12 protein-coding genes are annotated in these 12,280 nt (G+C 74.3%); 9 read left to right on the top strand and 3 right to left on the bottom strand.

Going from position 1 to position 12,280, the window contains the following annotated elements; genetic code table 11:
• From ABFX46_RS05040 to ABFX46_RS05020, 5 genes are read left to right on the top strand one after another with little or no spacing between them, the layout of a single operon-like run.
• Entirely contained in the window at window positions 1-1,131 is a 1,131-nt protein-coding gene (locus tag ABFX46_RS05040; protein ID WP_346040154.1) for an ABC transporter ATP-binding protein, read from the top strand.
• Window positions 1,128-1,907, top strand: coding sequence for an HAD family hydrolase (locus ABFX46_RS05035; RefSeq protein ID WP_346040153.1), 780 nt, complete (start codon window positions 1,128-1,130; stop codon window positions 1,905-1,907). The genes ABFX46_RS05040 and ABFX46_RS05035 overlap by 4 nt, the downstream gene beginning before the upstream one ends.
• Window positions 1,904-2,716 carry an inositol monophosphatase family protein gene (locus ABFX46_RS05030; RefSeq protein ID WP_346040152.1) on the top strand — a complete coding sequence of 271 codons (813 nt, stop codon included), beginning with the start codon at window positions 1,904-1,906 and terminating at the stop codon, window positions 2,714-2,716. The genes ABFX46_RS05035 and ABFX46_RS05030 overlap by 4 nt, the downstream gene beginning before the upstream one ends.
• Window positions 2,713-3,531 (top strand): Cof-type HAD-IIB family hydrolase, encoded by an 819-nt coding sequence (locus tag ABFX46_RS05025; RefSeq protein WP_346040151.1) that lies wholly within the window; start codon window positions 2,713-2,715, stop codon window positions 3,529-3,531. Before ABFX46_RS05030 ends, ABFX46_RS05025 begins: the two co-directional genes overlap by 4 nt.
• Entirely contained in the window at window positions 3,528-4,238 is a 711-nt protein-coding gene (locus ABFX46_RS05020; protein WP_346040150.1) for an MBL fold metallo-hydrolase, read from the top strand. Before ABFX46_RS05025 ends, ABFX46_RS05020 begins: the two co-directional genes overlap by 4 nt.
• 71 nt (window positions 4,239-4,309) lie before the next feature.
• On the opposite strand, the gene ABFX46_RS05015 is transcribed toward ABFX46_RS05020, so the two are convergent.
• From ABFX46_RS05015 to ABFX46_RS05005, 3 genes are all read right to left on the bottom strand, one after another.
• Window positions 4,310-5,233, bottom strand: coding sequence for a LacI family DNA-binding transcriptional regulator (locus tag ABFX46_RS05015; protein ID WP_346040149.1), 924 nt, complete (start codon window positions 5,231-5,233; stop codon window positions 4,310-4,312).
• Between the two features lie 86 nt (window positions 5,234-5,319).
• On the bottom strand, window positions 5,320-6,666 hold the full coding sequence (locus ABFX46_RS05010; protein ID WP_346040148.1) for a phytase: 1,347 nt from the start codon (window positions 6,664-6,666) through the stop codon (window positions 5,320-5,322).
• 124 nt (window positions 6,667-6,790) lie between these two features.
• Window positions 6,791-7,528, bottom strand: a complete 738-nt coding sequence (locus ABFX46_RS05005) for a GntR family transcriptional regulator (protein WP_346040147.1) — start codon at window positions 7,526-7,528, stop codon at window positions 6,791-6,793.
• A 167-nt stretch (window positions 7,529-7,695) separates the two neighbouring features.
• Here ABFX46_RS05005 and ABFX46_RS05000 point away from each other — a divergent pair, with 167 nt between their 5' ends.
• The 4 genes from ABFX46_RS05000 to iolD are packed head-to-tail and all read left to right on the top strand — an operon-like array spanning window position 7,696 to window position 12,276.
• A complete protein-coding gene (locus ABFX46_RS05000) occupies window positions 7,696-8,577 on the top strand; it encodes a TIM barrel protein (protein WP_346040146.1) in 882 nt (293 codons plus the stop codon).
• Window positions 8,574-9,518 carry a 5-dehydro-2-deoxygluconokinase gene (gene iolC / locus ABFX46_RS04995; RefSeq protein WP_346040145.1) on the top strand — a complete coding sequence of 315 codons (945 nt, stop codon included), beginning with the start codon at window positions 8,574-8,576 and terminating at the stop codon, window positions 9,516-9,518. The genes ABFX46_RS05000 and iolC overlap by 4 nt, the downstream gene beginning before the upstream one ends.
• A gap of 44 nt (window positions 9,519-9,562) precedes the next feature.
• Window positions 9,563-10,423 (top strand): Cgl0159 family (beta/alpha)8-fold protein, encoded by an 861-nt coding sequence (locus ABFX46_RS04990; protein WP_346040682.1) that lies wholly within the window; start codon window positions 9,563-9,565, stop codon window positions 10,421-10,423.
• Entirely contained in the window at window positions 10,420-12,276 is a 1,857-nt protein-coding gene (gene iolD, locus ABFX46_RS04985) for a 3D-(3,5/4)-trihydroxycyclohexane-1,2-dione acylhydrolase (decyclizing) (RefSeq protein ID WP_346040144.1), read from the top strand. The genes ABFX46_RS04990 and iolD overlap by 4 nt, the downstream gene beginning before the upstream one ends.
• The last annotated feature ends 4 nt before the right edge of the window (window positions 12,277-12,280 follow it).

Genomic DNA, 12,280 nt, shown 5'->3' with positions numbered 1-12,280 from the left:
ATGCCGGCCATCACCCTCAGCGGAGTGGTCAAGACCTATCCCGGCGGCGCCCGCCCGGCGGTGAAGGACCTGGACCTCACCATCCCGGACGGCTCGTTCACCTGCCTGCTCGGCCCGTCCGGCTGCGGCAAGACCACCACCCTGCGCATGATCGCCGGGCTGGAGCAGCCGTCCCGCGGTGAGATCGCCGTGGGGGAGCGGGTACTGGACTCGGTGGAACGCGGCGTCTACGTCCCCCCGGAGAAGCGCGACATGGGCCTGGTCTTCCAGAACTACGCGCTCTGGCCGCACCTCACCGTGCGCGGCAACACCGAGTTCGGGCTGCGGATGCGCAAGGTCCCGGCCGAGAAGCGCAAGGCCCGCGCCCAGGAGGCCCTGGAGAAGGTGCACGTCGCCGACTGCATGGACCGCTACCCGTCGCAGCTGTCGGGCGGCCAGCAGCAGCGCGTCGCGCTCGCCCGCATGCTCGCCGTCGACCCCGACGTCCTGCTGCTGGACGAGCCGCTGTCGAACCTGGACGCGCGGCTGCGCCTGGAGATGCGGACCGAACTGAAGCGCATCCACGACGAGACCGGTGCGACCGTCGTGTTCGTGACGCATGATCAGATGGAGGCCATGACGATGGCCACGCATATCGCGGTCATGTCGGAGGGGGAGTTGCAGCAGGTGGCGCCACCGATGGAGATGTACGAGCGGCCGGGCAACCGGTTCGTCGCCGAGTTCGTCGGCAGCCCGCCGATGAACATCGTGCCCGTTCCGGACGAACCCGACGGGCTCGCCGGGTCGCTGCTCCGGTACACCGAGAAGCGCGCCGTGGGGGCGCCGGGGTGCGTGGGCGTCCGGCCGGAGGCGCTGAAGCTGGCCCGGACGGCCGATGACGTGCCCGACACCGCCTGGTCGGACGAGGCCGTCATCGAGACCGTCCTGCCGACCGGCGCGAGCTGGACCGTGCAGCTCCGCGTCCTCGACACCGAGCTGTTCGCCGTCACCCACGAGGACCCGGAGGCCGGGCCGGGCGACCGGCTCACCTGCTGGGCGCGCCCCGGACGCCTCCACCTGTTCGCCGCGGACGGTTCCCGGATGGACGCCTGGGACGACGCCGTCGCGCCCGTCGCGAAGGCGGCCTCATGACTCTGCCCAGGCCCCGCGCGCTGCTGCTGGACTTCGGCGGCGTCCTCGTCGAGACCTCGCGGCGCGAGGGCTGGACGGCCGTGGTCGCCAAGGAGGTGCACGAGGCGCTCGCCCGCGCCGGCTGCCACGAGCTCGACGCCGCGGCCGTCGAGACCGACCTCAAGGCGGGCGTCGCGGCGGACCGGTGCTGGAAGGACGCCATGTCCCGCCCGTTCGCGCCGCCCGAGATGACCCACGCCGCGTTCTGGGGCGACTACGTGGCCGCCGACTGGCCGGCGCCCGCCCGGCAGCTCGTCCTCGCGCACGCGACCCCGCTGTGCAAGCGGATGGGGGAGCTGCGGCAGGACCGCCGCGTCCGGCCCGGGATCCCCGAGCTGCTGGACGCCGCCGACGGGCTCGGCATCCCGTGCGCGGTCGTCAGCAACACGCTGTCGGGCGCCGTCCACCGGGACTTCACCGCCGCGACGGGTCTGGCGGGGAAACTGGCCTTCGAGGTCTACAGCGACGAGGTCGGCGTGCGCAAACCCAACCCGGAGATGATCTGGATCGCGACCCGCGCGCTCGGCATCGAGCCGGCGGACGCCTGGTACGTCGGCGACAACTTCGACCGCGACGTCGTCTGCGGGCAGCGCGCGGGCGTCGGCGGCAACATCCTCATGGTCGCCAAGGGGACCTACGACGTCCCGTACGAGGTCCGCTCGCGCCCGGACGCGGTCGTCGACGACGGCCACGGCCTGCTCGACCTGCTCACCAACGCCACAGAAGGAGACGCATGAACGTCGATGTGCCCGCCTCGCGGGACCTGGCCGGAATCGCCGAGCTCGCCGCTCGGGCCACGGGGGACCGGCTGCGGACGGCGTTCCGCTCGCGTCCCGCGGTCGACACCAAGCGCGACATGCACGACCCCGTCACCGAGCACGACCGGGCGGCGGAGGAGACCATCCGCGAGGTGCTCGCCAAGGAGACGCCGGGCAGCGTCGTCGTCGGCGAGGAGGGCGGCGCGCAGGGCGAGGACGGCGACCTCCGCTGGTACGTCGACCCCATCGACGGCACCGCCAACTTCGCGGTCGGCCTGCCGTTCTTCTGCGTGTCCATCGGCGCCGTCTCCGGCGGCGAGGTCGTCGCGGGCGCCGTGTACGACCCGGTGCGGGACGAGATGTTCAGCGCGTCCCTCGCCGGCGCGACCTGCAACGGGGCGCGCATCGAGAGCAAGGGCGCCTCCCGCGACGCGACGGCGGTCGTCGCCACGTCCTACCCGAACGCCCGCGAGCTGCACGCGGACCGCGACGGCGCGCTGCGCCGCTTCGGCCAGATGGTGGACGCGTTCGCCACGCTGCGCCGCCCGGGCAGCGCCGCGCTCACCCTCGCGCACGTCGCCGCCGGCTGGACCGACGTGGCCTACGACCCGTCCATCAACGCCTGGGACGTCACCGCGGCGCTGCTGCTCGTCCGGCAGGCGGGCGGGACGTACCTGCCGCTCGGCGGGAAGCCCGGCGCCCCCGACCACGAGGCCCCCGGCTACCTCGCCTGCGTCAGCGGGTTCGACCTCGACGGTTCCGTCATGCGCGAAGTGGCCGGCGTATGAGCACCACCGGCGTCCGCACGGTCGACTGGATCGTCACCGACCTGGACGGCACCCTCGTCGGCCGCGACAAGGAGATCGTCGAGCCGAGCCTCGCCGCGCTGCGCCGCTTCATGGACGCGGGCGGCACCGTCGTCATCGCGACCGGACGCAGCGAGGCCGCCGCGCTCCCGTACTACCGGGCGCTCGGGCTCACCACCCCCGCGATCCTCTACAACGGGGCGCGCGTGGTCGACCTGAGCACCGGCGCCGTCCTGCACCGCCGCTGCCTGAGCGTCGCCACCTGGGCGAAGCTGACGATGCTGTTCGGCTCCCTCCCCGAGGGGGCCTGGCCGGTGGCGTTCAGCGGCGGCCGCGCCCACGTGGTCACCGAGAGCCCGGCGCTGCGCGAGTACGCCGACCGGGACGGCATCGCGCTCACCCGCATCGGCGCCTGGGGCGACCTGCCGCTCGACGACATCACCAAGGTCATGATGGTCTGCGACCGCCCCGAGCTGATGGACCCGGCCGAGGCGGTCGTGGCGGCGAACGCCGAGGGCGTCACCCTCGTCCGGTCGGAGAGCACCTACCTGGAGGCGCTCCCGGCGGGCGCGACGAAGGGCGCCGCGCTGCGCGAGCTGGCCGCCGCCCGCGGCGTGGCGCTCGCCGACGTCGCGGCGATCGGCGACAACCCCAACGACCTGGACATGATCGAGACCGCCGGCCTGGGCGCGGCGGTGGGCGACGGCGCCGAGGCGGTCCGCGCCGCCGCGGACATCGTCGTCGCGGCGTGCGCGGACGGCGCGGTCGCCGACCTGGTCGCGCGCGTCCTGCCGTGATCCTGACGGTCGTCGGCTGCGCCGGTTCCGTCCCGGGGCCGGACGCGGTGTGCTCCTGCTACCTGCTGGAGCACGACGGCTTCCGGCTCCTCCTGGACGCCGGGACCGGCGCGGCCGGCCCCCTGCAGCGCTTCGCGGACCCGCGCGCGCTCGACGCCGCGGTCATCAGCCACGGCCACCGCGACCACTGCGCGGACCTCGTCCCCCTGGCCTACATCCGGCACCACCGGGGCCCGTCCCCGCGGCTCCCGGTGATCGCCCCGGCCGAGGAGGCGGCGCCGCCCGGCCACGAGTACGCCTTCGACTGGCGCACGCCGCCGCCGGCGCCCTTCGCGCTGGGCCCGTTCACGGTCGAGACGGCGCCGGTCCGCCACTCGGTGCCCGCGCTGGGCGTCCGGGTGACGGTCGGCGGCCGCACCCTCGCCTACTCCGGCGACACCGGCGAATGCCCCGAAGTCCTGGAGTTGGCGCGCGACGCCGACATCTTCCTCTGCGAAGCGGCGGCGTCCGTCCAGACCCCCGGCGCCGCCGAGACGCACCTCACCCCGGCACAGGCGGGCGACCTGGCGAAACGGGCCGATGCCGAGCACCTCGTCCTCACCCATCTGCGTCCCTGGGCCGACACGGCGGCGGCCCTGAACGAAGCCCGCCAGTCCTACGACGGGCCGATCACCCTCGCCGCCCCGGGCCTCCGCGTCATCGCCTGACCCGCCTTCACGTTCGCGGGCGGTGCCTTTCGGGGGACGCCCATGCCGTTCGGGTCGCTTGCCGGTCGCTTTCAGGCGGGTGCGGTGGTGGCGCGGGGGTCCAGGTGCGGGGGGACGGTGAGGCGCTGCGGCTTCGCCGAGGGGCCGTCCTTGATGCGCGACAGCAGGGCCGTCATCGCCAGGCGCCCCAGGTCGGCGGGCGGCGGGGCGATCGTCGTCACCCGCGCCGCCTCGGCGCCCGGCGGGGTGCCGTGGACGATCAGGGAGACGTCCTCGGGGACGCGTCTCCCCGCGCGCAGGAGAGCGGTGAGGGCGGTCGTGCCGGTCGTGTCGCCGAGGGCGAGGACGGCGGTGGCGGTGCGGGGCAGCTCGTCCGGGGTGGTCGCGACGGGCAGGCCGGCGGTCTCGCAGGCGCGGCGCAGGGGAGAGGGGCGGGCGCCTACATCCAGGCAGGCCGGGTGGTGGTGGCCGAGTTCCGCCAGGTGGGCGATCGCCTGTTCCACGGCCGCCGCGTCGTCGCCTGTCACGCAGTCGACGTGGGTTGAGCGGAGGGAGCGGCCGACGACGGTCACCGGGCAGCCGGCGGCGGCGCGTTCGATGTCGGCGGCGGCGATCCTCGGCTCCACCAGGATCACGCCGTCGGGACGCAGGTCGAGGAGGTCGTTCAGGGCGGCCAGCTCGCGGGCGGGGCGGCCGCGGCCGGTGGCCGCCAGCAGCCGCACGTCGCCGTGCGCGGCCTCCTCGGCGAGGCCGTCGTGGACCGCGGCGCAGGCGGGGTCGCCGAGGTCGGACAGGAGGACGCCGATGATGCCCGTCCGGCCGGCGGCGAGGCTCCGCGCCATCATGTTGGGCCGGTAGCCGAGTTCGCGGGCCGCCTCCAGGACGGCCTTGCGGCGCTGCTCGGCGACCTTGGGGGAGCCGCGCATCACCAGCGACACCAGGGCCCGGGACACGCCGGCGCGAGCGGCGACGTCCTCCAGCGTCGGGTGGGCCACACCAACTCCTTCTCATCGTTGAACTGCGGCGTGTTGTTGTTATGAGCGGCCTCATAACAACAACACGCCGCAAGTCAACGCGGTCGCTAGTCTCTCGGGTCCCAGTCGCCGGGGGTGATGTCCAGGTCCAGCGGCTGGGCCACATCCTCCCAGGCCACGAACTTGAAGTTCGTGTTCTCGCGGACCTCGCCGTTCCCGTCCACGTCGTCGGGCGAGTTCTCGCCGTCGTGGACGACCAGGAGCCCGTTGCCGAAGCGCCCGATCGGGGCGCTGGTCACCATCGCGCCGTCGCAGACCTCGGAGCCGTCCACGAGGGTGCCGGGGGCGACGCGGAACCGGCCGATGTAGTCGGTCGGGTCCTCGCGGTCGTAGACGACGAAGGTGTTGTCGCCCTGGCTGGAGGCGATGAGGTAGCCCTCACCGTCGTCCTGCTTGTAGAGGCTCAGGCCCTCGGCGTCCGCGGTGATGTGCTGCCCGCCCACGCCGGGGTCGGGTCCGCTCGGGTCGCACTCCTCGGTCTCGGGGTTGTAGGTGGCGGGGACGCCGTACTCCTTGACCTTGTCGATGAGCCGCGGCGTGCCGCTCAGCGGGATGCGCCAGATGCCGACGTCCTCCTGCGCCGCGTACAGCACCCCGTGCTCGGGGTCGGCGACCATGCCCTCGACCTGCGGGCCCTCGCCCGGGTCCTCGCAGGGCGTCCAGGTGCCGCCGGGCACCGGGAACGAGGTGGGCAGGTCGAGGTCGCGGACGTGCCGGTAGGTGATCGTGCCCGCCCGCGTGGCGACCAGCCGGACGAGGCCGAGCCGGGAGGTGTGCCGGCGGCTGAGCGCGACGTAGCCGCCGCCGTCCGAGTCGCCCCAGGACGCCAGCCCGTACGCCGTCGCCTGCTCGTTGACGTCGTCGAGGGAGGACGAGAAGACGAACGGCACGGACGGGTCGGTGACGTCGGTGAGCGGCGCCCCGTGGTCCTCGGCCTCGTCCGGGTCGATCACGTAGCTGCGGACGGTGTCGCGGCCCCGGTCGGAGACCACGGCCAGGTCGACCTTGTGGCGTCCGAGCTGGAATCCGTAGATCAGGTCGACGTTGTTGAACCGGCCGGGCTCGTCGCCGGGCCGGGGCGGGGCGGGCGCGGCGAACCGCTGGATCTCGCGGCCGGCGGCGTCGTACACGACGAGGCCGCCCTCCTTGAGGGTGGCGATGACGAGGTCGCCGTCGCGGTCGTCGGGGTGGCTCCAGATCGCGGGGTCGTCGGCGTTGGCGTTGCCGCCCGCCTCGTCGTCGAAGTTCGGCGGCGTCTCCAGCGTGGCGCGGACCTGGGCGAGGTCGTCGCCGTCGGCGGCGGCCGGGGCGGCCGACAGCACGGCGGCGGCGAGCACCGCGGTGGTGGCGGCGGCCGCCAGCCGGACGCCCTTGGGGGTGGGTTTCAGGTGCATCGGGTTCCTCCTGATGCGCGAAGGGGGATGCCTGCACCGTAAACGTTAGAGCGCTCTAATTCAATAGAGCGCTCTAATTGATCAAGGGAATCCGGCCCGGGTCCGCCGGGCCGTTCCCGGGCGGCTACCGCTCGACGAGGGTGAGCGCGAACGAGTAGCGGTCGGCGCGGTACACGTGGCAGCCGTACTCGATCGCGATGCCCTTGTCGTCGTAGGCGGTGCGGTTCATGGTCAGCAGCGGGACGCCGCGCCGCTCGTCCAGCAGCCGGGCCTCGGCGGCCGTCGCGCCGCGCGCCCCGATGGTCTGGTTCGCGATGCGCAGGTTGATGCCGGTCGCGCGGAGCAGCTCGTAGAGGCCGTGCTCGGCGAGGTCGGCCTCGGTCACCTTGATCAGGTCGGGCGGCAGGTAGTTGGTCAGCACCGCGAGCGGCTCGTCGCCGGTGCACCGGATCCGGCGCATCCGGACGACCTCGGTGCCGGGCGGGACGCCGAGCTCCTTGGCCACCGTGTCCCCGGCCGGGACGGGCCCGAGCTCCAGGACCCGGGTGCGCGGCTCGCGGCCGGCCGCCGCCAGGTCGTCGTGCAGGCTCGTCAGCTCGATCGGGCGGCGGATCTCCGACCGCACGACCTGCGTGCCGACGCCGCGCTTGCGCACCAGCAGCCCGCGGTCGACCAGGTGCTGGATGGCCTGCCGGACGGTCGGGCGGGACAGCCCGCACCGGTCGGCCAGCTCGACCTCGTTCTCCAGCCGGGTGCCCGGAGCCAGCTCACCGGCGCGTATGGCCGCCTCCAGCTGCTGGGCGAGCTGGTAGTACAGCGGCACGGGGCTGCTGCGGTCCACGGTCACGCGCGGTCGGTACACCCATCGTCTCCTCTCGTACGGGACGATCGTACCTCGGAGTGTGTGTTTAACTTATTACCTCATAATGTCCTAACAAACTATTGACATCTCCGCCCGGGCTTCAGCAGACTCGGCGGAGCCGGTGGCACCGCCGGCGCGAGCACGTCCGCTGGAGAGATGGTGAGTCGATGATCAAGGATCGTGTCGCGGGAGCCCCGATCTCGTGGGGGGTGTGCGAGGTGCCCGGCTGGGGCCACCAGTTGGCGCCCGCGCGGGTGCTGGCGGAGATGCGCGATCTCGGGCTGGCCGCCACCGAGTTCGGGCCGGACGGCTTCCTGCCCGCCGGGGCCGCCGAGCGAGCCGCGCTGCTCGCCGGGTACGGGCTCCGCGCGGTGGGCGGGTTCGCGCCGGTCGTGCTGCACGACCCGGACCGCGACCCGCTGCCCGACGTCCGGCGGATTCTGTCGGGGTTCGGTGTGGAACGCTCCAACGACCGGCTCACGCTGGTGCTCGCCGCCGTCACCGGCCTGGACGGCTACGACGAGAGGCCGGAACTCGACGCGGCGGGCTGGGCGGCGCTGCTCGGCAACCTCGACCGGATCGACGCGGCCGCGGCCGAGGCCGGCGTCCGCGCGGTGCTGCACCCGCATGTCGGGACGATGGTGGAACGGTCCGACGAGGTGCAGCGCGTCCTCGACGGGTCGGGGATCCCGCTCTGCCTGGACACCGGCCACCTGCTGATCGGCGGCACGGACCCCGGCGGCCTCGCCGCACGCGCCCCCGGCCGGATCGCGCACGTCCACCTCAAGGACGTCGACGCATCGCTCGCCGAGGCCGTCCGGACGGGCGCGACCTCCTACACCGGTGCCGTCCGGGACGGCATCTACCGCCCGCTCGGCGCGGGCGACATCGACATCGCCGGGATCATCGGCTCCCTCGAAGGCGCCGGCTACGACGGCTGGTACGTCCTCGAACAGGACATGATCATCGACGCCGAGCCCGCGCCCGGCGCCGGCCCCCTCGCCGACGTGCGCGCCTGCGTCGACTTCCTCGCCGGGATCGCCGCATGACCAGGTTCGACGTCATCACCATGGGCCGCGTCGGCGTCGACCTCTACCCGCTCCAGTCCGGCGCACCGCTGGACGAGGTCGAGACGTTCGCCCGGTTCCTCGGCGGCAGCGCCACCAACGTCGCGGTCGCCGCCGCCCGGCTCGGCCGCCGCGCCGCCGTGGTCACCCGCACCGGCGCCGACCCGTTCGGCCGCTTCGTCCGCCGTGCCCTGGCCGAGTACGGGGTGGACGCCCGGTTCGTCGCGGACGTCCCCGGCCTGCCGACGCCCGTCACGTTCTGCGAGCTGTTCCCGCCCGACGACTTCCCGCTGTACTTCTACCGCTTCCCGAAGGCTCCCGACCTGGAGATCCGCGCCGACGAGCTGGACCTCCCCGCCATCGAGGCCGCCGGGCTGCTCTGGACGACCGTGACCGGGCTGTGCGCCGAGCCGTCCCGGACGGCGACGCTCGCCGCGCTCGGCGCCCGCCGCCGCACCGGCTTCACCGTCCTCGACCTGGACTACCGGCCCATGTTCTGGGACTCCCCGGCCGAGGCGGGACGCCTGGCGGGCGAGGCCCTCGAACACGCGACCGTCGCCGTCGGCAACCTCGCCGAATGCGAGGTCGCGGTGGGGGAGGGCGACCCGATGCGGGCCGCCCGCGCGCTCCTCGACCGGGGCGTCCGCCTCGCCGTCGTCAAGCGCGGGCCGGACGGCGTCCTCGCGGTCGACGACCAGGGGCGGGTGGTGGAGTCCCCACCGGTGCCGGTCGAGGTCGTCAACGGCCTCGGCGCCGGGGACGCGTTCGGCGGCGCCCTCTGCCACGGGCTGCTCGAAGGCTGGGACCTCCCGCGCGCGATCGGGTTCGCCAACCGGGCCGGCGCGGTCGTCGCGTCCCGGCTCGCCTGCTCGGCCGCGATGCCCACCGCCGCCGAGATCGCGGAACCGGCGGTGGCCCCGTGACCCTCGACACGCAGACCCCGCCGGGGCCGTCGCGGGCCGGGCGGATCGCGGCGCTCGCCGAGACGCGCGCCGCCCGCCCGGAGGCCATCGCCGCGGCCGCCGCCCGCCGCACCCGGCGCGCGTCGCTGCTCGGCCCGACCGGGCGGCTCATGCTGATCGCCGCCGACCACCCGGCGCGCGGCGCCCTCGCCGCCGGCGGCGACCCGCTCGCCATGGCCGACCGCGGCGAGCTCCTCGACCGGCTGTGCACGGCACTGGAGCGCCCCGGCGTGGACGGCGTCCTCGCCACCCCGGACGTCGCGGAGGACCTGCTGCTCCTCGGCGCCCTCGACGGCAAGATCGTGATCGGCTCGATGAACCGCGGCGGGCTCGCCGGCGCGTCCTTCGAGATCGACGACCGCTTCACCGCCTACAGCGCCGACGCGATCGCCGCGTCCCGCCTCGACGGCGGCAAGGTCCTGCTGCGCGTCGACGACGACGACCCGGCGACGCCGCGCACGCTGGAGGGCTGCGCCCGCGCGGTGTCCGCGCTCGCCGGGCACGGCCTGATGGCGATGGTCGAGCCGTTCATCGCCCGCCGGGTGGACGGCCGCGTCCGCAACGACCTCACCCCGGAGGCGATGATCCGCGCGATCTCGATCGCGTCGGCCCTCGGCACGACCTCGGCGCGGACCTGGCTGAAGGTCCCCGTCGTCCCCGACATGGAGCGGGTGATGGCCGCCTCGACCCTGCCCGCGCTGCTGCTCGGCGGCGAGGTCTCCGCCGACCCGCGCGCGGCCCGCGACGGCTGGCGGCGCGCCCTGCGGCTCCCGACCGTGCGGGGCCTGGTCGTCGGCCGCTCCCTTCTTTACCCTGCCGACGGCGATGTGGCCGGAGCCGTGGACGCAGCAGTGGAGGTCATATGAGCACGAGACTGACGGTGGCGCAGGCGGTCGTCCGCTTCCTGGGCGCGCAGTACAGCGAGCGGGACGGCGAGGAGCACCGGTTCTTCGCCGGATGCTTCGGGATCTTCGGGCACGGCAACGTCGCCGGCCTGGGCCAGGCCCTGCTCCAGCACGCCGGCGACCTGCCGTACTACATGGCGCGCAACGAGCAGGCGATGGTGCACGCCGCGGCCGGCTACGCCCGGATGAACGACCGGCTGTCCACGCTGGCGTGCACGACGTCCATCGGGCCGGGCGCGACCAACATGGTGACCGGCGCGGCGCTGGCGACGATCAACCGGCTGCCGGTGCTGCTGCTGCCGGGCGACATCTTCGCCACGCGCCCCGCCAACCCCGTCCTGCAGGAGCTGGAGGACGTCCGCTCCCACGACGTGTCGGTGAACGACTGCTTCAAGCCGGTGTCGAAGTACTGGGACCGCGTCAACCGGCCGGAGCAGCTGCCGAGCGCGCTGCTGGCGGCGATGCGCGTTCTCACCGACCCGGCCGAGACCGGCGCCGTCACCCTCGCCCTGCCGCAGGACGTGCAGGCGGAGGCGTTCGACTGGCCGGACGAGCTGTTCGCCCGCCGCGTCTGGCGCATCCCGCGCCCTGTCCCCGAACCGGCCGCGCTGGCGGACGCCGCGGAGGTCCTCCGGTCGGCCGAGCGCCCGCTGATCATCGCGGGCGGCGGCGTGATCTACTCCCGCGCCACCGACGACCTGCGCGCCTTCGCCGAGCGGACGGGCATCCCGGTCGCCGAGACCCAGGCGGGCAAGGGCGCGCTGCCGTGGGACCACGCGTGCTCGGTGGGCGCGATCGGCGCGACCGGGACGGCGGCCGCGAACGCGCTGGCCCGCGAAGCCGACGTCGTGCTCGGCATCGGCACGCGCTACAGCGACTTCACCACCGCCTCCCACAGCCTCTTCGGCGATCCGGGCGTCCGCTTCGTCAACATCAACGTCGCCCGCCCCGACGCCGTCAAGCTCGCCGCCACGAGCGTGGTCGCCGATGCGCGGGAGGCGCTCCGGGCCCTCGGTGCGTCCCTCGGCGGCCACTCCGTCCCCGACGCCTACCGGGAGAAGACCCGGGGCCTCGCCGCGCGGTGGAACGCCGTCGTCGACGGGGCGTTCGCGGAGCGGAAGGAGGGGCTGCCCGCGCAGGCCGAGATCATCGGGGTCGTCAACGAGGTGTCCGGGCCCCGGGACGTGGTCGTGTGCGCGGCCGGGTCCATGCCCGGCGACCTGCACAAGCTGTGGCGGACCCGCGACCCCAAGGGCTACCACGTCGAGTACGGCTACTCCTGCATGGGCTACGAGATCGCCGGCGGCCTCGGCGTGAAGATGGCCGCGCCCGACCGGGAGGTGTTCGTCCTCGTCGGCGACGGCTCGTACCTGATGATGGCGCAGGAGCTCGCCACGGCCGTCGCCGAGGGCGTCAAGCTGGTCGTCGTCATCGTGCAGAACCATGGCTACGCCTCGATCGGCAACCTGTCCGAGAGCGTCGGCGCGGAGCGGTTCGGCACCCGCTACCGCGCCCGGACCGCCACCGGCCTGGACGGCGCGACGCTCCCCGTCGACCTCGCCGCGAACGCCGCCAGCCTCGGCGCCGACGTGCTCCGCGCCGAGGGGACCGACGGGCTCCGCGACGCGCTGCGCGCGGCCGCCGCCTCCCCGCGCACCACCGTCGTCCATGTCGAGACCGACCCGCTCGCCCCCGCCCCCGACAGCGAGGCGTGGTGGGACGTGCCGGTCGCGGAGGTGTCGGCGCTGGCGCCCACCGCGCAGGCCCGCGCCCGCTACGACGACGACAAGAAGACCCAGCGCCGCTACCTGTGAAAGG

It is taken from the genome of Actinomadura chokoriensis, from assembly GCF_039529475.1.
Classification (GTDB): domain Bacteria; phylum Actinomycetota; class Actinomycetes; order Streptosporangiales; family Streptosporangiaceae; genus Spirillospora; species Spirillospora bangladeshensis.
Note: the sequence above shows the minus strand (reverse complement) of the source record. Positions and strands in the feature narration are given on the sequence as shown.

What these genes read in the sequence shown, in the direction of transcription:
- iolC (WP_346040145.1), top strand. Translation starts at nt 8,574, where the DNA reads ATGACCAGGTTCGACGTCATCACCATGGGCCGCGTCGGCGTCGACCTC.
- ABFX46_RS05030 (WP_346040152.1), top strand. Translation starts at nt 1,904, where the DNA reads ATGAACGTCGATGTGCCCGCCTCGCGGGACCTGGCCGGAATCGCCGAG.
- ABFX46_RS05000 (WP_346040146.1), top strand. Translation starts at nt 7,696, where the DNA reads ATGATCAAGGATCGTGTCGCGGGAGCCCCGATCTCGTGGGGGGTGTGC.
- iolD (WP_346040144.1), top strand. Translation starts at nt 10,420, where the DNA reads ATGAGCACGAGACTGACGGTGGCGCAGGCGGTCGTCCGCTTCCTGGGC.
- ABFX46_RS05035 (WP_346040153.1), top strand. Translation starts at nt 1,128, where the DNA reads ATGACTCTGCCCAGGCCCCGCGCGCTGCTGCTGGACTTCGGCGGCGTC.
- ABFX46_RS05025 (WP_346040151.1), top strand. Translation starts at nt 2,713, where the DNA reads ATGAGCACCACCGGCGTCCGCACGGTCGACTGGATCGTCACCGACCTG.
- ABFX46_RS05010 (WP_346040148.1), bottom strand. Translation starts at nt 6,666, where the DNA reads ATGCACCTGAAACCCACCCCCAAGGGCGTCCGGCTGGCGGCCGCCGCC.
- ABFX46_RS05040 (WP_346040154.1), top strand. Translation starts at nt 1, where the DNA reads ATGCCGGCCATCACCCTCAGCGGAGTGGTCAAGACCTATCCCGGCGGC.